At 62.5% G+C, this 21,121-nt stretch carries 20 protein-coding genes, 1 tRNA gene and 1 pseudogene; 16 read left to right on the plus strand and 6 right to left on the minus strand.

Annotated features, from left to right (window positions below; translation table 11 throughout):
- Window positions 1-58: 58 nt before the first annotated feature.
- Window positions 59-1,603 carry a hypothetical protein gene (locus tag CN538_RS01290; protein ID WP_106418301.1) on the minus strand — a complete coding sequence of 515 codons (1,545 nt, stop codon included), beginning with the start codon at window positions 1,601-1,603 and terminating at the stop codon, window positions 59-61.
- 149 nt (window positions 1,604-1,752) lie between these two features.
- On the opposite strand from CN538_RS01290, the gene CN538_RS25810 reads away from it, so the two are divergent.
- From CN538_RS25810 to CN538_RS01310, 5 genes and pseudogenes are all read left to right on the plus strand, one after another.
- Window positions 1,753-2,319 carry a helix-turn-helix transcriptional regulator gene (locus CN538_RS25810; RefSeq protein ID WP_207233582.1) on the plus strand — a complete coding sequence of 189 codons (567 nt, stop codon included), beginning with the start codon at window positions 1,753-1,755 and terminating at the stop codon, window positions 2,317-2,319.
- 126 nt (window positions 2,320-2,445) lie between these two features.
- On the plus strand, window positions 2,446-3,039 hold the full coding sequence (locus tag CN538_RS19685) for a hypothetical protein (RefSeq protein ID WP_129591268.1): 594 nt from the start codon (window positions 2,446-2,448) through the stop codon (window positions 3,037-3,039).
- Window positions 3,036-3,356 (plus strand): annotated as a pseudogene (locus CN538_RS25815) (hypothetical protein); the annotation flags it as partial. The gene CN538_RS19685 and the pseudogene CN538_RS25815, both read left to right, overlap by 4 nt.
- Window positions 3,357-3,834: 478 nt before the next feature.
- Window positions 3,835-4,341, plus strand: coding sequence for a DNA-directed RNA polymerase (locus CN538_RS21615; RefSeq protein WP_242495459.1), 507 nt, complete (start codon window positions 3,835-3,837; stop codon window positions 4,339-4,341).
- A gap of 471 nt (window positions 4,342-4,812) precedes the next feature.
- On the plus strand, window positions 4,813-5,439 hold the full coding sequence (locus tag CN538_RS01310) for a DNA-directed RNA polymerase (protein ID WP_164999471.1): 627 nt from the start codon (window positions 4,813-4,815) through the stop codon (window positions 5,437-5,439).
- A gap of 1,029 nt (window positions 5,440-6,468) precedes the next feature.
- On the opposite strand, the gene CN538_RS01315 is transcribed toward CN538_RS01310, so the two are convergent.
- Window positions 6,469-7,335 carry a toll/interleukin-1 receptor domain-containing protein gene (locus CN538_RS01315; RefSeq protein WP_207233583.1) on the minus strand — a complete coding sequence of 289 codons (867 nt, stop codon included), beginning with the start codon at window positions 7,333-7,335 and terminating at the stop codon, window positions 6,469-6,471.
- Between the two features lie 201 nt (window positions 7,336-7,536).
- Between CN538_RS01315 and CN538_RS01320 the strand changes: the two genes are divergently transcribed.
- Entirely contained in the window at window positions 7,537-8,181 is a 645-nt protein-coding gene (locus tag CN538_RS01320) for a recombinase family protein (RefSeq protein ID WP_106418306.1), read from the plus strand.
- A 1,006-nt stretch (window positions 8,182-9,187) separates the two neighbouring features.
- Here the strand turns inward: CN538_RS01320 and CN538_RS20130 are convergent.
- The 3 genes from CN538_RS20130 to CN538_RS01330 form a co-directional block, all read right to left on the minus strand.
- Entirely contained in the window at window positions 9,188-9,328 is a 141-nt protein-coding gene (locus CN538_RS20130) for a hypothetical protein (protein ID WP_164999472.1), read from the minus strand.
- A 49-nt stretch (window positions 9,329-9,377) separates the two neighbouring features.
- Window positions 9,378-9,701: a hypothetical protein gene (locus CN538_RS20135; RefSeq protein WP_164999473.1), complete on the minus strand. Its 324-nt coding sequence runs from the start codon at window positions 9,699-9,701 to the stop codon at window positions 9,378-9,380.
- 252 nt (window positions 9,702-9,953) lie between these two features.
- Window positions 9,954-10,030, minus strand: a tRNA-Ile gene (locus tag CN538_RS01330).
- Between the two features lie 83 nt (window positions 10,031-10,113).
- Between CN538_RS01330 and CN538_RS01335 the strand changes: the two genes are divergently transcribed.
- From CN538_RS01335 to CN538_RS24750, 7 genes are all read left to right on the plus strand, one after another.
- Window positions 10,114-10,722 carry a hypothetical protein gene (locus CN538_RS01335; RefSeq protein ID WP_242495460.1) on the plus strand — a complete coding sequence of 203 codons (609 nt, stop codon included), beginning with the start codon at window positions 10,114-10,116 and terminating at the stop codon, window positions 10,720-10,722.
- Between the two features lie 195 nt (window positions 10,723-10,917).
- The gene (locus tag CN538_RS01340) at window positions 10,918-11,517 is read left to right on the plus strand and encodes a 4'-phosphopantetheinyl transferase family protein (RefSeq protein WP_164999474.1); all 600 of its coding nucleotides are present in this window, start codon (window positions 10,918-10,920) and stop codon (window positions 11,515-11,517) included.
- Between the two features lie 100 nt (window positions 11,518-11,617).
- Window positions 11,618-12,286: an aspartyl/asparaginyl beta-hydroxylase domain-containing protein gene (locus tag CN538_RS01345; RefSeq protein ID WP_242495461.1), complete on the plus strand. Its 669-nt coding sequence runs from the start codon at window positions 11,618-11,620 to the stop codon at window positions 12,284-12,286.
- The gene (locus tag CN538_RS21620; RefSeq protein WP_242495462.1) at window positions 12,283-12,513 is read left to right on the plus strand and encodes an aspartyl/asparaginyl beta-hydroxylase domain-containing protein; all 231 of its coding nucleotides are present in this window, start codon (window positions 12,283-12,285) and stop codon (window positions 12,511-12,513) included. The genes CN538_RS01345 and CN538_RS21620 overlap by 4 nt, the downstream gene beginning before the upstream one ends.
- 280 nt (window positions 12,514-12,793) lie before the next feature.
- Window positions 12,794-13,696, plus strand: a complete 903-nt coding sequence (locus CN538_RS01350; protein WP_207233584.1) for a helix-turn-helix transcriptional regulator — start codon at window positions 12,794-12,796, stop codon at window positions 13,694-13,696.
- A gap of 203 nt (window positions 13,697-13,899) precedes the next feature.
- Window positions 13,900-15,861 carry a TonB-dependent siderophore receptor gene (locus CN538_RS01355; protein ID WP_340638213.1) on the plus strand — a complete coding sequence of 654 codons (1,962 nt, stop codon included), beginning with the start codon at window positions 13,900-13,902 and terminating at the stop codon, window positions 15,859-15,861.
- Complete coding sequence (locus CN538_RS24750; RefSeq protein WP_340638214.1) at window positions 15,846-16,007, plus strand: hypothetical protein; 162 nt, start codon at window positions 15,846-15,848, stop codon at window positions 16,005-16,007. Before CN538_RS01355 ends, CN538_RS24750 begins: the two co-directional genes overlap by 16 nt.
- A 34-nt stretch (window positions 16,008-16,041) precedes the next feature.
- On the opposite strand, the gene CN538_RS01365 is transcribed toward CN538_RS24750, so the two are convergent.
- Window positions 16,042-17,778 carry a GNAT family N-acetyltransferase gene (locus CN538_RS01365; RefSeq protein ID WP_207233585.1) on the minus strand — a complete coding sequence of 579 codons (1,737 nt, stop codon included), beginning with the start codon at window positions 17,776-17,778 and terminating at the stop codon, window positions 16,042-16,044.
- Between the two features lie 138 nt (window positions 17,779-17,916).
- On the opposite strand from CN538_RS01365, the gene CN538_RS01370 reads away from it, so the two are divergent.
- From CN538_RS01370 to CN538_RS21630, 3 genes are all read left to right on the plus strand, one after another.
- Window positions 17,917-18,684 (plus strand): ATP-binding cassette domain-containing protein, encoded by a 768-nt coding sequence (locus CN538_RS01370; RefSeq protein WP_106418308.1) that lies wholly within the window; start codon window positions 17,917-17,919, stop codon window positions 18,682-18,684.
- Between the two features lie 328 nt (window positions 18,685-19,012).
- Entirely contained in the window at window positions 19,013-20,161 is a 1,149-nt protein-coding gene (locus tag CN538_RS21625) for a TonB-dependent receptor (protein WP_242495463.1), read from the plus strand.
- Window positions 20,079-21,116, plus strand: a complete 1,038-nt coding sequence (locus CN538_RS21630) for a TonB-dependent receptor domain-containing protein (protein ID WP_242495838.1) — start codon at window positions 20,079-20,081, stop codon at window positions 21,114-21,116. The genes CN538_RS21625 and CN538_RS21630 overlap by 83 nt, the downstream gene beginning before the upstream one ends.
- Window positions 21,117-21,121 lie beyond the last annotated feature (5 nt).

Consider the following 21,121-nt stretch of genomic DNA (forward strand, 5'->3'; position numbering starts at 1 on the left):
GATATGTCCTTTGAGACCCGCCTGGGGTTGGCATTGAGCTTGATGTTGAGCCCACGGATCAGGTTGCTCGGGGCCTGATCAAGGTGCTGTAGGTGCTCTGGAGGTAGTCCCGGGTGTGCCTGCTGCCCAGCAGGTAGTTCTGCCAGTTGGCGGGTGCCCGTTCGGCAAGGCGGACGCCATCATAGATAGCATCCCAGCCTGGGCCTGCCTCGTTCACGAGGTGCATTTCGTCAGCGAACTGCGCCCCTTGGACCTGGGCGGCACCTACCGTGCTGGGCTGTGCAGGCTGGCCTGCCCCTGCGTCTACATTTGTAGACTCGGGCTGAACCTCTTGGGCCTGAGCCCGTCCCGCGTCTGCCTTCTCCTTGGCCACCCGTCGCTCCGCCTCAGCCACGGGACCCCTGCGGGCGGCCTCCAGCTCCTCGAATCGCTGCTTCAGGCGCTCGGGGATGATCCCGTTATTCAGGCGGGAAATGTCCTTCCACGCCTCTTGGTACTTGGCATCCTCGTCAGCCTTGGCCCGCAGGCTGTCTATCTCGTCTTGCAGGGGCTTTACTCGCGCTTCCGTGTCCGCACGAGCCGCCGCGTTCTCCGCTGCATTGGCCTTGCGGGCCTTGTTGGTCATACCGATGTTGACGGGGGACTCCGCAGCCTTGGCTTCGGCCCTCGCCTTCTCGATCTGATACTCCAAGGTCTTGATGCGGGCGGTGTCCGCCTCTCGCGCGCCTCGGCTCAAGCGCTGCTCGGCCAGCGGAGTCAGCTCCTCCACCAGAGATTGCCGAGAATCCCGAGAGGTGAGGACGGTGTTGTCCACCAGCCCCTGCAAGTCGTCAGCAAGCCCCGACTCCCGAGCGTCCACCCCGGCTTGACGCAGGTCTGCATCCACGGCCTTGGCCGCATCCCACGTCTCCGCATCCCGGACGGTGGGCTGGATGTCCGCCCCTCCCCGCGATGCCCTCTGGAATGGGGCCAGGGCCACGGGGACTGCGCCAGACACCACTCCGCCTGTAACAGTGGCCAGGAGAACGTCAGACCAGTCCTTGGTGGTGTCTGCCTCCATCAGGGTGGTCTCGATCCCACCGCTGATAGCGGCACCCGCCCCGAACCCACGGGCCGCACGTGCCAGCAGGCCAACCTTGGATGCTGCCGCACCGCCTCCAGTTGAAAGCATGAGCGGGATCATCGTGGGGTCGATCAGGCTGGCAGCGATCTCCGCCCCGAACCCAGACAGGCCAGCCTGAGATATGGTCTCCTGATTCTTGCGAGCCTCTCGGATGGCAGCTTGACGCTTCTCGAAATCGTCCTCCGAGACCGCGGATGCCACCATCTCCAGCTCGCGCTCGCTATAGTCCTTGGCGAGGCTTTTGATGCGATCAGGGTCGACCCGGTAGTTGGGGTCCACAGGGCGACTATCACGCTCCTGGATGCGGTCCAGGGCCTTGTAGGCGAAGTTGCGATCTGTTGCCGCCCGCCATGTATCCCCGAATGAGGGGGCACTGGCTTCCTGCTCCGCTTGCACTGCCGCTGCCTGACGGTTGGTTTCTCGGATGTCTTGGTCCGCTCCGATGCCGTCAGGGTTCAAACTTGGGATCAGTTCCGCCATTTAGCCTCCTTGGTAAGGTCTCGCGATGAGTAGCATTCGAACTGCACTATTCCTCATATAGTGGCGGCAATCATTGCGAGAGCGGCTCAGACGATGGCTTCTCGCGGATACAGCTTGTAACCTCTCTCCTTTCTCAAAAGGTTCTCATGATGAATTTTGCTAACCGACTTAGACATGCGCGTGAGGCCAGCGGGCTTAGCCAATCTGAACTAGCTCGCCGGCTGGGTGTAAGGCAACAGTCTGTACAGCTTTGGGAGAGTACGGGAGAGCGCGCTACAACCCCTCGCGCTAAACGGATCAAAGAATTAGCAGCAATTCTCGAAACTCCAGAAGAGTGGCTATTTTTAGGCAGGGCAAAGGACGAGGAAACGACACGCGGCAACATGCAAACAGTACCGCTATTGAGAACCCACCAGATACTTGATGCGTTCAAGGCATGCATGAGCAACGTGGAGACACCTAGGGTCTACTGCCCCTCCCCTTGCTCCGAGCGGACTTTCGCCATCATAGTCGAGCGGGACTTCCCTGAGTGCAGCATCGAGTGCGGCGATACTCTCTTTGTAGACCCTGGTGCTGATCTAGTAGAGAGCCGTCTATCGCTGTCGCTTGCATCAGACAATAGCGACTTTGAAATAGGGACAAACATGTCTACAAGTAATAGAATTTCTTATGCAACAATCGGCCTTTATAGAGACCTCAGGCATAAAAACAAGTAAAAACATCCCCCACATTAGCTGATCTATCCATTTATGAATAATCGTAAGTTCCGCTTCAAATTACAAGAAAAACTTGTAATCATGCGTGAGCTTCACGACATTCCATAACAGGACAACGGATAGAACATGCTAACGACAGGATACTGGAACCGCGAGCGCCTGCACGTCGAGCAGGCTGAGCTTGAAAGGGATGCACGACTGCGGCGTCGCACGCTTCCAGCGCGCCCAGCAACGAGCTATCGAGAGCGGGGACGCCAGCGCCACGAGCTACAACACGCGGCTAATGCGGGAGTTTGTGCACCCCATGGCACAGGGATCCAGGCATATCTGGACCACTACGACGGCAAGCCAGGGCGTAGCACCAAAGCATTGCAGCACCTGAGGCTGACTGATCCGCTTCAGGGTGCCTTCATCGGTATCAAATCCCTCTTCGAGGCGGTGCATACTGGGGAGTCCATCCAAAGCGTTGCCATCCGCATGGGTCGAAAGTACGAGGACCAAATCCGCTTTGCGAAGCTGGAGGACACAGCCCCGCGGTACGTCCAACGCATCCGGGAGTCCCTGCGCAAGGCTCACAGCAAGAGCTATCAGCACCAGCGAAACGTGCTCGCCAACACTGAGGGCAAGGTTGCTGACGAGGTACGCCCCGAGTATGTGAACGACCTGTCTCGCTGGGTGGACTGGCCCAAGAAGGACCAGCTCGGGTTGGGGCTCTTGTGATCGAGATCGCGGAGAAGTCCCTGGCCTATGACGATCAGCCCGTGTTCCTGCGCATTCAGGAGACCCGGCGCAGCCCGTACCGCATCGAGCTGGGGCCCACTATCAAGGCGTGGATCAACCAGTACAGCGACTTCATGTCACATCTGCACCCGGACTACATGCCCTGCGTGGTGCCACCCAGGGACTGGGAGGGGCCCAAGCGTGGCGGCTACTTCACCCGGGAGATTGCCCGAACCCTGCCGTTCGTGAAGGTTCGCCGCCGTAAGCATCTCGACCTCCTGACGCGCCAGCAAATGCCCGAGGTCTACGAGGCCGCGAATGCCCTCCAGCGGGTCCCGTGGAAGATCAACCAAGCTGTGCTAGCCGTGGCCGAGCGCATCCAGGCCCGGGACTTGGCGCTAGGCATGCCTCAGCGGGAGCCGTTCGAGCCTGAGCTTGCCCCTGTCCCCGCGGAGTTCCGGGGGTTGCGTGGCCCTGAGCTGCGCGAGGCGCTGACGGATGCACAACTCGCTGACTTCAAGCGCTGGAAGGCTGAGACCCGAGAGGTCTACCGCAAGGAGCGCAAGCGCTGCGCACAAGTGGACGAGGTGCGGCGGGTGCTGGCCCAGGCTAAGCGCTTCTCAATCTACCCCGCGCTGTACTTCGTCTACACGCTTGATAGCCGCGGTCGGGTCTACTGCCGCAGCTCTCTCGTGGGGCCGCAGGGCGGGGACATGCAGAAGGCCATGGTTCACTTCGCCAAAGCATTGCGCTGGGCGACAGGGGCCGGTACTGGCTGGCTGTGCACGGGCCGGGGTGTGGGGCAACGACAAGGTGTCCTTCGACGAGCGCGTGCAGTTCATCGAAGAGGACATGCGGGAGACCATCAAGGACATCGTAGCGGACCCGCTGACCTTCCGGGACTGGACAACCGCGGACAAGCCTTGGCAGTTCCTGGCGTGGTGCTACGAGTGGTCGGACATGCTGGACCACGTTGCAGACGGCAAACCTGCAAGCGCTTTCGAGTCCCGTATCCCAGTCGCGATGGACGGCTCGTGCTCCGGTATCCAGCACTACAGCGCGATGCTCCGGGACCGGCGCGGCGGAACCTCTGTGAACCTATGTGACAGCGAGAAGCCGAACGATGTCTACGGGGACGTTGCCTCGGTGGTGCGAGAGGTGCTGGCAAGCATTGCTGATGGAAGTCGGGAGATGTCAATCACTTCAGGTAAGAAGGAGGTCTGTTCGAGTAAGTTGCGCCGGATGGCGCAGGCGTGGCTGACTTCGGGGTGGATCGTAAGCTCTGCAAGAAGCCAGTCATGACCCTTCCGTTGACTCCCTAGCGGAAGTAAAACCCGTGAACTCAGGGAAAGCCCAGTTGGCGCTGGGTAATCCTGAGCCAAGCTGACCGGATCGGAAGAGCCTTGACCGACGCTACCTAAGCAATAGCGATATTGGTCATCTTGAATTGGCGTTCAAGTAAGAAATCTTCCCGACTGTCAGAGGTGCAACGACTATCGAAACCCGCTAATGCGGAGGGAGTAGAGTACCCGCAAGCGCGGGGAGCGCCGGGCGGACCTGTGTCCGCATGATATAGTCTGTCTGCATGGCAACATGCCAGCCCTAGGAATGCCCGCTAAGGATTGCGGGAAGGGGCGGGGTGCGTCTAGCGCGCGCGCCTGAACACGAATGACGGAAGCACACTCATCACCTGCCGCGAGTCCATCCAGGACCACACGAGGGAGACTCAGGGCCGCCGAGGAGAAGCGTGTACGGGCCGCGGGGACTCCCCCCATGCCAGCACACCCCTTTGGCGACAACGCCTCTGAGCTGCCCTTGTTGGACGCTCTGGCCCTACTCACCAAGGTCCTGTGGGATTCAATCGGAGATGTGGTAGTCGCCGCCCGCAACGGCATGGCTATGATCCAGTCCATCGCTAAGCAGTGCTCGCACGAAGGCAAGCCACTGGTATGGACTACACCCACGGGGTTCATCGTGGAGCAAGCGATCTATAAGTCCCGGTCCGTGCGGGTCGAGACAGCCCTCTTTGGCGGCATTCGCATCCAGCTTAACGAGCAAACGGAGGAGATCGACAGCATCAAGATGCAGTCCAGCAGCGCACCTAACTTCGTGCACAGCATGGATGCGTCACACCTGATCCGCTCTGTGAACGCCTTCACGGGCAACGGCATCCAGGACATCGCAGTAATTCACGACTCCTTCGGCACTCATGCGGGGAACACGGATACGCTGCGCAGTTGCTTGCGGCGGGAGTTCGTTGAGCTCTACATGGACGACCAACTCGGGGCGTTCAAGGATGAGGTCCAATCTTACTTGGACTCTGAACTGGAACAGGAGGTGCCCATGGTGGGCACGCTGGATCTACTCGATGTCCTAGAAAGCACTTACGCATTTGCATGATGATCTATTTTGGCGGTCACACCCTGGCCGCCTAATTCGAGGACGTGAGCAATAACTGGCATTGCTAATCAGACAGTGTAGTACCGGGTTCTAGCCCTCTGGTAAGCCGTATGGGCCTCCTCCGCGGTCTGGTAGCTGCCTAGGTAGTAGGACCTCCCTTGCACACGGATGACTGCTGTAAAAGGCTTATTATGTTGCCCCCCTTTCCTTGAGACACCACGATACCCGGTAGTGTTGTTACTCCTGTCTTTGGAGTGCCACGCGGCCCACTGCTGCCGAGACACACCACACCCCGGCTGGACCGGGAATGGGGTCCGTGCTTTTTCCAACTCGGGAGTGGCCTTCCTCCACCCCTTTGCCTGCCTTACCACACTATTTACTAGCTGACTGATGGAGCCTTGTGATAACCCCGTTGCCGCCGCTGCCAGTCGCTGCTTCGTAAAAACCCAGAGTGCCCCATCCGGGCTTATCAGTCTGATCTCGTGATTCATGAAAAACCTCGCAGTTCATATCCAAGATGACTACGAGAGCCCATATGTCGAAAAGGGCTCTCTGTTCGTACGTAGGCCCATGCAGGCCTTTCCTCGTATAGTGTCGGGATAAGACAAGGGCTCGGTCTTCGGGGTTGTCGGTCTACATTTGTAGACTAATGGCTAGGACCCAGCAGCAAAGCAAACAGGCTCAGAAGTAGCCCGAGCACACCCGGCAGCCCAGGATGCGGATAGCTGGGTAATCACAGGATGGGCCCAGAAGAGGCAGGTGAGCTAGATAGCCTAGCAAGCTCAAGAGAGAGATGTTGGAGCGGAGGGAAAGACAGATAGGCGGGGCCGCTCTACCCTCGTTGCTCTGGCAGCTCGTCCTGAGCATGCTGGCTACGCGCGCATAGACTCAGCACAGCGACCCGTAGCAATGCTTGCCCCTTTCAACGCTGTAGCGGCTCTATGAATATGCCCCAATAAAGCTCCGACGCACCTTCGGCAGTGAGTTTGGAATCTTGGTTCTCCTGCGTGCCTCGAAAGTTGATAGCCATTAGGCAGCGCAGATAGAGAGAGTGTTCATCAGCTTCAACGCGTAGACTCTCGTTGAATGAAATCCCTGAGCCGAGGGCGGGTAGCCCTTGGAGTATGCGATCCCACCACCTAATCCTTGATCGAGCAGAGAGACGGTGCAACGGTTCTCCTCCACGCCATCTCTGTACAACGCAGCTGTGAAACGATTTGCGTCAATCTGACGAAAGTCCCCTTCGATGCCAGGGTTCCTCTTAGCCAGTTCCTCCAGAGATGCCTCAAAGAAGCGTGACATGTACTCAAAAGACTCGATGCGGAACCGGTCTTTGTCCCTGTCGGTGAAGCGCTTTGCCACCCGGAGGTTGCTTGACCTGGGAGCTGTGACTTGCGGAGGCTGGGCCTCCCACCCTGCCGACACCTCCTCTGGTGCAGCAGTTGAAGGATTGCCGCTGCCCCCTATTCGACGCACAGCCTTTCGAATGTCTTGGGTGACATCTAGTAGAGCTTCGTCTACGTCCGGCCATCGCGTTACCGGCTTGCCGTCTCTCGGCGTAGCTCTCAGGTTGCCCAGAACTGGAGTCCAGTCGCAGGGACGCAAGATGATCGGTATCACCTTCGCAACGCCCTGCTTATGTCGCTCCAGCGCTCGCGCAAGCTCGACATCCATGCAATAGGCGGAGTTGAGGAAGTCGGAGCTTACGAGGAGCAGGATGATGTCAGCAGCCTCAAGGTAAGCGCTTATCTCTCCGTTCAAGTCATCTCCTGCCTCGATCCGCCGATCATGCCAAGCGTCGATGGCCCCCTCTCGCTTCAGGACAGATAAGTGAGCCTCCAGCTTGTCCCGCAAGGCTTCGTCGGTGTGACAGTAAGAGAAGAAGACTGACGCCATGAGGAGACTCTCGAAATCGCGGGTTCCTCTCGAAGATACGTCACAGTCATGAATAATCCCACCCCCGGCCCTGTATCCCAGGGTATACCTCAGCGAGTACAGGCAACCCCTCACCCACCCGTACCCGTAAACACCTCTTGACCACTCATACGATCACACCAATAATGAACACAGCCAAACGAGCACAAAGGAGCAGATAGAATGAAGCAGAGCTACATCCGGGGCTACCTCCGGGCTTCCACAGACGACCAGAACGCTACACGAGCCCAGGAGGCCCTCCAGAGCTTTGCCGAGGAGAGAGGTAGGGATGTGGTCGCTTGGTACGTAGAGAACGCCAGCGGCGCCTCTGTGAGACGTACAGAGCTGGAGCGCCTGCTGGCCGATGCCAAACAGGGGGACATCCTGCTAATCGAGCAAGTGGACCGACTCACCCGCCTAACTCAGAAGGACTGGGACAGCCTGAAAGCCGCTATCAAGTCAGCGGGTATACGCATTGTCTCACTCGACCTGCCTACCAGCCACGCGGCAATGACTACCAGCCCGGATGACGAGTTCACGGGACGAATGCTAGGGGCAGTGAATGATATGCTCTTAGACATGCTGGCCGCTGTGTCACGCAAGGACTACGACGACCGCCGTAGGCGTCAGGCTGAGGGTATCCGCAAAGCCAAGGAGCGCGGGGAATATAAGGGGCGTCCCGTAGACGAGGAGCAGCACCAGAAGATACGAGAGTTGCGTGACCGTGGGTTCAGCGTGCGCAAGACTGCCGAACTGCTGAAATGCAGCCCGAGCACGGTACAGCGAGCCATGAAGATGGCAGATCAGAGCGGAGTTGATGCGAGGTAGCATATAACCGCCGCAAGAGGCGCTCAGGCATTTCACGATGCCACCATCCAAGGCTCTACTCATGATCTAGAGCCCAGCAGAGAGGCCCAGCGTCTTCTGAGCGCCTTACAAGGAAGGCAGACAGCACTTAGCCTCCAATAAAACTAGCATGCTAACGAAACAAAAACCCCACCTACCCGGGCTCCCCGTCTTCGACGGAACGTCCTATGCTGTCTGGTAGTCCTGCGGTCGCTAGCGCTCCAACGCAGACACGCGGACCTATCCTGTTATTCCTTTCTGCTTTTGACCTTCCGTCGTAGACGGGACGTCCTATGACTTCCTGTACTTCCCATTCTCTTTCACAAGGTGAAAGGTGTTGGGGAATGGTAGCGATGCTTCCTGGCTGACTAGGCTACCGGGATTGCCGCTGTAAAGCGGGCTTCCTGGACATCCTGTGCGCCTCTTTCCTTCATATAGTGTCGGGTATTGTCAGGACCAATGATGCTGCGGGTTTTAAGAGATCACTTCTCGGCATATTCAACAGCTCAAAATCTTCTCCCATCGAACGGGGGGTACAGCTTGGGGCGCCACATCTTCTCGCAGCTCAGGCCCCTGATGGCCTCCTGCCCCCGGAACCCCGCCCCGCTATCACCCGGGACCAGGCGGGTCAGGGCGTAGAGAGGCTCCTAGGCAACTTACCACCTGCGCTCCACCATCTTGCAAAGTGTCGTCGGGAGAAGCAGCAGCACTAGGTGCACAAGGCAATGGTCGTCTCCGGCCATCGGGAGTACGAGTTAACATGGCAGGCGATGGACATATGACCGGCACCACGCAGCTCCCACAGGACTACCTGAGCGCTCTAGAGGCCCTACCTACCCGCCTCGCAGCGACAAACATGTGGCCTGTACCTGCGCACGCCTCAGGCGCCAAAACGCCCAGAAAAGCCCCACTGAGCCAGCAGCGCGACGGGGGCCATGGGGGCTATGGGAGAGCCGCTCCTACATAGATCCCCTGAGAGAACTAATGCTCAATTTTTGAATTCTAGATATGCGCTGGCGAGCGCTTCTTGACCAATTTCAATAGCCTGCCACAACCCACCTGCTTGCAGGGAAGGATGTCCGCCCACCACCTGCGCATCACTCGGCACGACCGCACCACCCTGTTCCACATCGATTCGCCATATTGGGAGACAGAGGGCTACGGCGTGCCGTTTGGGGTCAGCGCGTGGCTTCATCGGAATAGATGCTAGCCACATCAGGACTAGTCAGGATAGGTATGTCTACTGCTGGCCCTACTTGACTTTTCAAAACATTCTCAAGCGCCCCACGCAATTGCCCCTGGCCAACCGATAGACCAAATTGGCTCAAGACCTCTTTGGCATCCTTCTCGTAGCTGCTAGGGCTCCAAGAGCGCTTCTCGTTCTCTGTTTCAACGGTGACCCAAACTGGGCGAAGGCCGCCGATGTGTTCTAGGACTACGAGCTTGAAAGGCATCAGTAAAGCCAGCGCGTAGTCCAGATGCACTCCCATCAGTTTTCCCACGAGAACCTTTTCCAGGTGCTGTTCGACAGGGCCTCTGGCGGACTCTTCAATCGGGTGTGAGGTTCGGGCTATCACACTGTGCCTCCTATTCCGAGCTGGTGGAGGTTTCAGCATAGCCTATGCCAGACGGGGGCGCGTCGGCAGAGGGACTAACATCTCTCGCTCAAAAGTGTCACAGAGAGTGTTACAGGGCCCGTGACTCCTTAGGTCGCCTCGGGTAGCCTCTGGCCAGTCATGGTGTGGCTTAGGGAATGGTGGGCCCAGTAGGACTTGAACCTACGACCAAGGGATTATGAGTCCCCTGCTCTAACCAACTGAGCTATAGGCCCGGAAACGCGGGAGCCGTATGATACCCAAAGCCGGGGGCGCAGACCAGACGTTGCCCCGCTCGTCTCTGTCCAGGGAGGACACCATGTCATCGAATACGCTTTTACGCCGCGTCGCCGGCGTCTTACTGCTGGGTGCCGCCTCGGCGTTCGGCGGTGTGGCGCAGGCGGCGTGGCAGATGGACCCCAGCCACTCAAAGGTCACCGCGGAGGTCACCGAGATCACCAGCAGCGGCCAGCGGATCCCCCATCAGCACGCGCTTCAGCGCATGGAGGGCGAGATCAGCGCGGATGGCACCCTGCGCCTGCCGGTGCGGCTCAACCAGACCGATCTGCTGGATCGGCTGGGCCAGCTGCCGCCGTGGATGTCGTCGCTGACCAATTCCACCCTGGTTACGGTGGTGACCCAGCTACCGCCGGAGCGCATCAACTCGCTGCGCGTGGGGCAGTCCACCGTCGAGGTGCTCAAGCTGCGCACCGATGCCAACGGCGAGCAGCGCCAGGAGCGCCTGCCGGTGCGCTTCACCCGCGAGGCCGAGGATCGGGTCCGAGTGCGCAACGCCGAGCCGGTGTCGCTGGATGGCAAGCAGCTGATGAAGAACGGCACCGTGCGCACGATCCTCTCGCTGCTGGGCTATCAGCAGATCGGCGATGAAGTGCCGGTCACGCTCGATGCCCTGCTGGTCGACCGCTGATTCATGAGTGGGCCTGCCGGTATGAGCCCGGGGATGGGCGCCGATGCGCCCGTGAGCACGAGCGCTTCATCTGATACGCTGCCGCCGGGTTGCCAGGGTGAAAGCACCGCCTGGCCCTGGCCGCAACCGCTCGCGGGGGTGCAGTGTGCCCGGCTCCACTTCGCTGTCGATGCGTTGAGCGCGGCGGACCTCTCAGTGTGGCAGGTAACCCTGCCCGAGCGCCTGGCCAGTGCGGCCACCAAGCGCCGCGCCGAGTATCTGGCCGGGCGTTTGTGCGCGCGGCAGGCGCTGGGCGCGCTAACCGGCACGCCCACCACGCCGGAGACGGATAGCGAACGCCTGCCGCTGTGGCCCGCGGGCTGCGTGGGCTCGATCACCCATAGCCAGGGGTTGGCAGCGAGCGTAGTGGCGGAACGCTCGCGCCTTGCCGGTATCGGCCTGGATGCCGAGGGCGAACTCGACCCGGCCCGCGCGCTGCGCCTGGCGCCGCAGATTCTGGTGGAGAGCGAGCGCGAGTGGCTAACAAGCCTGCCGCCGGCGCAGCAGGCGGCCTTCGTGACCCAGGTGTTCTCGCTCAAGGAGAGCCTGTTCAAGGCGCTCTATCCGCTGGTGCGCCAGCGTTTCTACTTTCCCCATGCCCGTCTGGTCGAGTGGCAGCCCGCTTCCGGCGCGGTCGCGCTGGAGCTGGGCAAGACGCTGTCACCGCAGTGGCCGGCGGGGCGTAGACTCAGCGGCCAGGTAGCACGGGTGGATGGCTATCACTTGACCCTGGTCACGATTCCGCGACAATCGTGAGCAGACAAACGGTTTTTTTCCCTGACGGGCCCCTGCGATTCTTCCGACACTCGCACCCGGCACCCATCCCTCACACTCTCCCTATGGAAACGGACTCTCCATGATCAAGTGGATACTCATCCTGCTGTTCATTGCCAGCGTGCTCTATACCCACTATCGGGGTCGAGTGCGCCATCGGCCGCTGCGTCAGATCTCCGACCACTCGACCTTCATGGCGCCGATCAATGCGCTGATGACCCTCTTCGGTCGCGACAAGGACCAGCCCTATCACGATCTCGGCAACTACCCGGAGCTGGAGCGTCTGACCGGCAACTGGCAGGAGATTCGTGACGAGGCGATAGCGCTGCAGGACCATATCAAGGCCTCCTCGCGCTACGACGATGCCGGCTTCAACTCCTTCTTCCGCCGCGGCTGGAAGCGCTTCTATCTCAAGTGGTACGGCGAGAGCCACCCTTCCGCGCGCCAGCTCTGCCCGCGTACCACCGAGCTGCTCGCCGGCATTCCCAACGTCAAGGCGGCGATGTTCGCCGAACTGCCCGCCGGCAGCCATCTGACCCTGCACCGCGACCCCTACGCCGGTTCGCTGCGCTACCACCTGGGTCTGGTGACGCCCAACGACGACCGCTGCTATATCGATGTCGACGGCGAGAAGTACAGCTGGCGCGACGGTGAGGCGGTGATGTTCGATGAGACCTACCTGCACCGGGCGGAGAACGGCTCGGATCAGGACCGCCTGATTCTTTTTTCTGCGATATCGAGCGGCCGATGAAGTATGGCTGGGCGCGGCGTCTCAACCGCTTCGTCGGGCGCACGCTGGCTGCCGCCAGCTCGCCCAACGATGACAGCGACCGCACCGGCGGTCTCAACCGCGCCTTCAAGTATCTCTACGCGGTACGCCGCCAGGGCAAGGCGCTGAAGAAGCGCAACAAAACGCTCTACTACGCCATCAAGTGGGCACTGTTCGCGCTGGTGGTGATCGCGATCATCGCCTGGTAAGAAAGAAGAGACTGGCAGCAAATGGCGAATGAAACGTATTATCGTTTACTCGCCATGGCGTTGACGGCACCGCTGTGACGCCACTTTCGCCACTGCATCGCTGCTCGTTGCCAGGTCTCTTCGATGTCCGCTTCCGCTACCCCGGATACCGCACCCACCGCTGGCGTGGCGCCCTACCGCGCTCTGAGCGTCGACGATTTCGCCCACTTCGAGCGCGCGCTACCATCTGGCCCATCGCTTCCCCGACTTCGAGGCCGGCCGCCCCGGCGGCTCGCGCTGCGTGGTCGAGGGGCGGATCGCCGAGTGTCAGCCCTGGCCCGGCTGCCAATGGGTCAGCTCGGATATCGGCATCGCCCAGACCTACGAGAGCCACGCGCTGCCCGGCGCGCCGGCGCACCTCTCGATCATCGTGGTGCTCGAAGGCGAGGCCGAGCTGGCGCTGGGCGTTGAGCGCTGTCGGCTGCTCGCCGGCCAGAGCGCCCTGCTCGACTACGACGTGCCTGACGACAACGTGCCCAACGACACCCCGCCACCGTCGCTCAGTGCCCGCCATGTGGCCCAGCCGCGAGTGCGGGCGATCAATCTCACCCTGTTGAAAGCGCCGCAGCCACAGGCATCTCATCTCTCGTCTCATTCCTCTCCCCCTATTTCCCCCTGGCTCGAGCGCCTGGCGCTGGGTCACGGTTGCCGCAGGCTTTCCCTCTCCGATGCGCTGCTGCGCAGCCTCGAAGAGTCGCTGCAGTGGCCGGCGGGCGCCCCCGGCACCGAGCTGATGACCGAGGGGCTGGCACTACAGATGCTGGGTCAGGCGCTGCAGCACGGCGGGGGTGCAGACAGCGGTGAGCACCGCGCACCCGAGCCGGCCGGCGCGCTGAGCCCGCGGGATCGGACGCTGCTGGCCCGGGTGCATGCAGAGCTCGAACGTCATCCGGGCCGGGCGCACTCCCTCGACGCCCTTGCCCGTATTGCCTGCATGAGCCCCAGCGCCCTGCGCCGCAAGTACCGCTGCCACTATGGCCGCTCGCTGTTCGATCAACTGCGCGAGTTCCGCCTGCGTCTGGCCCACCGCCTGCTGCGCGAGGGCCTGCCGGTGCAGGAGGCGGCGCGTCACGCCGCTACCGCCATGCGACCAACTTCGCCACCGCCTTCCGCCAGTTCCACGGCGTGGCACCTCGGGAGGTGAGAAGCGAACGCTGAGGGTCGAGTGGTGATGGGCGAGTGGTGAGGGTCAAACAGTCAGAGTTGCAGACCGCGAGCGTCGGCACGGGCGTCCTGGCAGCGGGCATAGCTTTTGTGGCATTCGGCATAGGCAGTGGCCCGGCCTAATCGTGAATAATTCTCGATTACATCCACGCACATTCGATAACAGGGAACACCATGCCGGCCATGCGCTACCGCTCTCCGTTCACCCTCTGCCTGCTGGGCGCCTCGCTGCTGCCACTGAGTGCCGCCGCCCAGAGCGCGGTTGACACGGCGGGCGCCGATCTCGATACCGTCACCGTCACCGCTCCCTCGGCGGCGACCAAGACACAGACGCCCTTCATCGAAACCCCACAGAGCGTTTCCAGCATCGACCGCGAGCAGATGGATATCCGCCACGTGCGCAGCGTGCGCGAAGCGGCCGAGTACACCCCGGGCGTCTATACCAATCAGGTGGGGGCCTCCAACCGCTACGACTATCTGGTGATGCGCGGCTTCTCGGATGGCAGCCTGAGCAACGTCTATCTCGATGGGCTCAAGCTGATGGGGGATACCAACGGCTACAGCTCGATGGTGATCGACCCCTGGTTCCTGGAGAACGTGGAGATCGTCAAGGGGCCGGCGTCGGTGCTCTACGGGCGCTCCTCTCCCGGCGGGCTGGTCGCCCTGACCAGCAAGCAGCCGCTGTTCACCCCGCGCCACGAACTCCAGTTCAGCAGCGGCGATCACGACCGCCGCAGCGCCGCCTTCGATCTCTCCGGGCCCCTGGGCGAGAGCCGGCGCGTCGCTTATCGCCTGGTCGGCCTGGGTAGCAAGGCCGACACCCAGTTCGGCCCGGTGGAGGACGAACGCTACGCCATCATGCCCTCGCTCACCTGGGATGCCACCGACGACACCACGCTCACCGTGATGGCCTATCTGCAGAAGGACCCGGAGGGCGGCTACCACTCGGGGGTGCCCTATGAGGGGGCGGTCAGCCGGCGCAATGGCCGGCATATCGACAACGACTTCTTCGACGGACAGGACGACTTCGACAAGTTCGAGCGCTACCAGCGCCTGTTCGGCTACCGTCTGGAGCACCGCTTCAGCGATGCCGTAGTCGCGCGGCAGAAACTCAGCTATCTCAATGCCGATGTGCGCATGGATCAGGTGGCGCAGCTCGGCTGGATCGATGACACCAACCAGCTACGCCGCGGCTACTACGGCGCGCGCGAATCGCTGCAGGCGTGGACGCTGGACAACCAGGTCGAGGCCAAGCTGAATGACGGTTTCATCGACCACACCGTGCTGGTGGGGATCGACTATCAGAAGCGCAAGAATGACGTCACCTATTCGAGCGCCGGTTTCTCTCCCATCGACCCGTTCGCCCCGCGTCGCGACGGCGGCTTGACCAGCGCACGCAACGTCTACGCCGACGAGACCCACCATCTCGACCAGACCGGCATCTATCTGCAGGACCAGATGGCGCTCGGGGGCTGGCGCCTCACCCTTGGCGGCCGCTACGACTGGGTCGATATCGAGAACGACAACCATCTGGCCGGCGGCAGCGACAGCAGCCTGGACGCCACCCAGTTCAGCGGGCGCGCCGGGCTGCTCTATCGGTTCGACAACGGCCTCGCCCCCTACCTGAGCTACAACACCGCCTTCACCCCGACGAGTTTCACCGGCAAGGACGGCGACCTGCTCGAGCCGATGGAGGGCCGCCAGTGGGAGACCGGGCTCAAGTATCAGCCGCCGGGCAGCCGCAACCAGTACAGCGTGGCGCTGTTCCGCATCAATCAGGAGAACGTCGCCACCAAGGAGCAGCCCGATGACGACTACCGCTCGGTGGGCGAGATCCAGTCCCAAGGGATTGAGTTAGAGGCACGAACCTGGCTCTCGGAGGCGTTCTACCTCCAGGCCGGCTACGCCTACACCGATATCACCTACAAGGAGAGCGATATCCCCGGGGAGAGCGGCAACTACGCCATCTACGCGCCGCGCCACCAGGCCAGCCTGTGGGCCCATTACGATGTCGCGCACGGCGCCCTGGCGGGGCTGGATGCCGGCGTCGGCGCACGCTACTACGGCGGATCTATGCCGACCGCCAGAATAGCGAGACCCTGCCCGACTACACCCTGGTCGATGCCACCTTGGGCTACGACCTGAGCGAGATCGGCCTCAGCGGCGTGGACGCCCGGCTCAACGTCGGCAACCTGCTCGACAAGTCCTATGTCGCCTCGTGCAACTCGCTCACCTACTGCTACTTCGGCGCCGAGCGCAATGTGACCGCCACGCTCTCTTACCGGTTCTAGGCGCTGTCTGACGCCGTCATCGCCCCGGCTGCACTCAGGCCGGGGCGGGCTTGGGATACCACGCCATACCGATGGCATACGGCGCGGTGGGCACGAAGTCGAACTGGGCATAGAGCCGATGGGCCTCGCCGTCCGCCAGCAGGCTGACGAAGGCATTGTCCGGCGCCTCGCGCAGAATAAAGGCGCGAATCTCGCCCATGATGCGCTTGCCCAGCCCTCGCCCTTGATGCCTGGGATGCACGGCGATATCCACTATCTGATAGAAACAACCGCCATCCCCCACCACCCGCCCCATGGCGATGGTCTCTCCCGCCCGCTGGATCTGTACCGCGAACAGGCTGTTGGGTAGCCCACGGGCGGCGCCAGCGACGCTGCGACTGTGCATGCCCGCGGCGGCGCGCAGCGTCATGTAGGTCTCGACACTGGGCGGGGCGTAGACCAGTGTCTCCTGTGGCTCGCGGGCCTCCTCGTCCATGGTGATGCTCTCCTGATCAGCGGGCAGTGGTATTAGAGCGGTGGTATTAGAGACAGTGGTATCAGAGACAGTGGTATCAGACGCGGCGTCGTTTCCAGCATGCCGCGACGAACCCGAACGCGCCAGCCAGCGCGGGGTGCGCGAGGTCATCTTCAACAGCGGCACCAGCAGCCACAGTAGCGGCGCCAGCATCCAGCGGTAGACGAAGCGCGCCACGATCAGCAGCGGCCACAGCACTGCCAGCCACACGCCGAACTGGCCCAGCCATACCGGCCAGCCCAGCCAGCGGGCAGCACTGGCGCCGGCCGCGCTGATCAGGCTCGGGTGGCGCACCACCAGATAGGCGCCGCCCGCCACTGCGGCGACCTTGGCCCCGCGAGACAGCGTGGCGAAGCGCCCGCCGACCAGCACGCCGCGGGAGGCGGCGCGTGCCCCCTGCCCCTCCACCGCCGCGCCGGCACGCAGCGCACGCCCCGCCCGCAGTACCTTGACCGCGCTGGCCATCACCAGCAGATCGACCCCGGCCCAGCCGACGTCGACGGCATCGATCGACTCGCCGCGCCGCCACTGGCGTTCGAGATCGCGCACGCCGCTGGTGAAGAGATCGCCGATATCGCTGACCAGGCGCTCGCTCTGTACCCGCGTCACCTCGCCGTCCGGCCCGATCACGAACTCGCGCAGCAGATCGTGCCCCTCCACCGCCAGGGCCGCGATGGCCAGGCGGCCGCGAATCAGCGGCGTCAGCTCGGCGGGGTCGTCAGCCTGGGCCTGCTCCTGAGGCGCGTGCCCGGTCTCATCCTGGGCGCCGTCACCAGCGCTATCCGGGCGGCCGGTAGCCGTCGGCGTCTCGGCTCCCGCGCCCTCTTCATCCCACCACTGGGTGAGACGGCTGCTGACCTGGCGATAGCGCTCGCCCAGCCAGTGCTGCAGGCGCAGCGTGGCGATATCGTGCTCGCGGTAGTAGATCACCGGCAGCACGCTGTCGGCGCCATAGCGAGCGAGCACCTGCTGGAATGCCGGGTCGAGGCCGTAGTCGACCAGGACATCCCGCGCCGCATCGCCGTAGTGCAGGATCGCCAACTGCGCGCTCATCCACAGCGAGGGGTCGTCGGCCATGGCCAGGAACACCGCGTTGAGCGCCGGCGACTCCTGGGCCAGCATCTCCGCCTGAGAGGGCAGCGCCCGCTGCGCTTCCAGCGATACCAGGCGCTGATCGAACGCCTGGGGCGAGGCCACCAGCACGATCCCCGCAGCGAACAGCAGCGCGATCAGCGCACTCTTGAGTATCCAGCGCATCGTTCTTCTCTCTCCTGGCTGCCGGTCGGGCTTGTGATGGCGGGCTGACGGCCACGCGATCTTTTTGATAAGCGTTCGTATTTGAATTAGGATTGCATCTTGTCACGCCCATCCCCTGCGTTGCGAGGTCGTTCCGGCATGTTCGAACTCCAGGCTGCGAGCTTCGAAATCGCGGGCCGCGAGCTGCTCTCCCCGATCGATTTTACTTTCGGCGAAGGGCGCATCTACGGCCTGATCGGCCATAACGGCTCCGGCAAGTCGACCCTGCTCAAGCTGCTCGCCCAGCAGCAGCCGGTGAGCCGCGGAAACATCACCCTGGATGGCCGCCCGCTGACCCTCTGGAAGCCGCGTGAGTTCGCCCGCCACGTCGCCTATCTGCCCCAGCATCTGCCCAGCGCGGAAAACCTCACCTGCCGCGAGCTGATCGGCTTCGGGCGCTACCCGTGGCACGGCCTGTTGGGCCGGCTCAACGCCCACGACCAGCAGCAGATCGAGCGCGCCATCGCGCTGACCCACACCGAGGCCTTCGCCGACCGCCTGGTCGACACCCTCTCCGGCGGCGAGCGCCAGCGCGTCTGGCTGGCCATGCTGCTGGCCCAGGGCAGCCGCTATCTGCTGCTCGACGAACCGCTGGCGGCGCTGGATATCGCCCATCAGGTCGAGGTACTAGCGCTGGTGCGCAAGCTCTGCCGCGAGCTGGGCCTGGGCGTGGTGATCGTACTGCATGACGTCAACATGGCAGCGCGCTACTGCGACCATCTGGTCGCCCTGCACAGCGGCCGCCTGCTCGCCGAGGGCGAACCGGGCACCCTGATGTGCGATGCCACCCTGGAAGCGATCTACGGTATCCCGATGCGGGTCATGCCGCATCCGGGGGATGAGTGCCCCATCGCGGTGCTGCCCTAGGCCCTAGACGAAAACCGGCTGCGCTCGAAAGCCCGGCACTTGCGATAGACCACTGCCCTCCGCGGTGAGCGGTTACAAACTGCCCATCTGCCACTCGCCTGTCCTGACACGGAGCGCTGACCGACCTGCGCACCGGCGGCGTTCATCGTCGTGCGCGGCCGATTTCGTCACACGATCTCACCTTCTCGATGCACTGCGGTTTCAGTGGATGCGACATGTTACCCATTTACATATGCGAATCACTATCATTTTGATTTTGATTAGTGCTAGCATCCGGGACTCGATTCGACACAAGCGATAACGTTTCGTTACCGGCAAGGGAACATTCATGAAGAAGACAATGACGCTTGGCCTCGCGGTCGTCGCCGGCGCGTCCGCACTGCCGCTGCAAGCCCAGGAATCCAACGACACCGTGGTGGTGGTGGGCTCGCGCACCCCGACCCAGATCAGCCAGATCCCCGGAACGGTCTGGGTGATCGAGCACGAAGAACTGCAGCAGCAGCTGGATACCGGCGCCGACCTCAAGAGCGCGCTGGGCAAGCTGGTGCCGGGGCTCGATCTGGCGCCGCAGGGGCGCACCAACTACGGCCAGAACATGCGCGGGCGCAGCGTACAGGTGCTGATCGACGGCGTCTCCATGAACAGCTCGCGCGGGCTGTCGCGCCAGTTCGACGCCATCGATCCGTTCAACATCGATCACGTCGAGGTGATCTCCGGCGCCAACAGCCTCTATGGCGGCGGCGCCACCGGCGGCATCATCAATATCATCACCCGCAAGGGTAAGGCGGGCGCTCCCACCCTGCGCACCCAGGCGGGCGTGACCAGCGGGCTCAACGACGGCGACGACCTCGACTACCATCTCGATCAGTCGGTCAGCGGCGGCAACGAGCACGTCCAGGGCTATCTGGGGGTCGCTTACCGCGACAACGGCCGCCAGTTCGACGGTAGCGGCAACGAGATCTTCCCCGACATCACCCAGACCGATCTGCAGGACAACCGCAGCATCGATCTGATGGGCAACCTCAATATCGTGCTCACCCAGGAGCAGTCGCTGAGCATCGGCGCCCAGCTCTACCGCTCCGGCTATGAAGGGCACCGCGGGGTCTACTTCCCCCATCTCGGCGACGCCTCGCCCAACCTCGACGACGCCGAGATTCGCGACGGTTACAGCTCGGACCGCGATCCGGCCACCGATCGCAAGATGATCAACGTGCAGTACCACCACAGCGATCTGCTGGGTCAGGACTTCTACCTGCAGGCGTTCCACCGCGAGGAGGAGGCCAAGTTCAACGCCTTTACCCCTCGCCAAACGGCGCAATCCGGACTACTACGAGTTCCGCGCCTCGCAGCAGAACACCAAGCTGAGCGGCATCAAGGGGCTGTTCGACGCCCAGCTGAGCGACAGCGTCGGCCTTACCTACGGGGTCGATCTGAGCCGCGAGAAGTTCGATGCCGACCAGATTTTCTTCGACCGTGACGTCACCGATGCCAGCGGCGCGCTGACCCAGCGCGAGGCGCGCTCCGAGGATCGCTACCCCGGCTACCGGGTCGACACCGTCGCCGCCTTCGCCCAGGCCGACTGGCAGGCGACCCGCGGGCTCAAACTCTCGGCGGGTGCACGCCAGCAGCGCATGAATGTCGACGTCGACGACTTCAAGAACGTCCCCGGCGGACAGCAACCCTACGATGCCACCCTGGTCAACGCCAGCGCCTCTACGACTACGGTAACGGCCACCAGAACTGGCTGCGCTACAGCCAGGGCTTCGAGTGCCCGACCCGGCCAAGTACTACGGCAAGAGCCCGATATCAGCGTCTCGGCCAACCCGCTGAGCGCGATCAAGACCGATCAGGTCGAACTCGGCTGGCGCTACCAGGGCGGCGGCTGGAGCACCCAGGCAGCGGTCTACTATGCTTGGTCCGACAAGGCGGTGGAGAATGCCGAGGACCTGAGCGTCGAAGTGGTCGACGAGAAGAAGCGCGACTACGGCCTCGAGGGCGCCGTGACCCGCTACTTCGACAACGGCTTCGAGGCCGGCAGCACGCTGAATCTGGTGCGCTCCGAGCAGAAAGACGCCGACGGCGACTGGAAAAAGCGCGATGCCCGCTACGCCTCGCTCTCCTCGGCGACCGCCTTCGTCGGCTGGTCGGACTTCGAGCGCTCGGTACGCCTGCAGGCCAACCACGCCTTCGACCTCGAGGACGACAACGACCGCGAGATCGACGGCTACACTACCCTCGATCTGCTGCTGAGCCAGCAGACCGGCTTCGGCAAGTTCAGCCTGGGGGTGGAGAACCTCACCGACAAGCAGTACTCCACCGTATGGGGGCAGCGCGCGACCATGTTCTACTCGCCCTACTACGGCCCCGAGTATCTCTACGACTACCAGGGCCGCGGCCGCACCTACAGCCTGACCTGGTCCCACCAGTACTGACGACG

Origin of the sequence: Salinicola tamaricis (assembly GCF_003006155.1) — a bacterium.
Taxonomy (GTDB): Bacteria; Pseudomonadota; Gammaproteobacteria; order Pseudomonadales; family Halomonadaceae; genus Salinicola; species Salinicola tamaricis.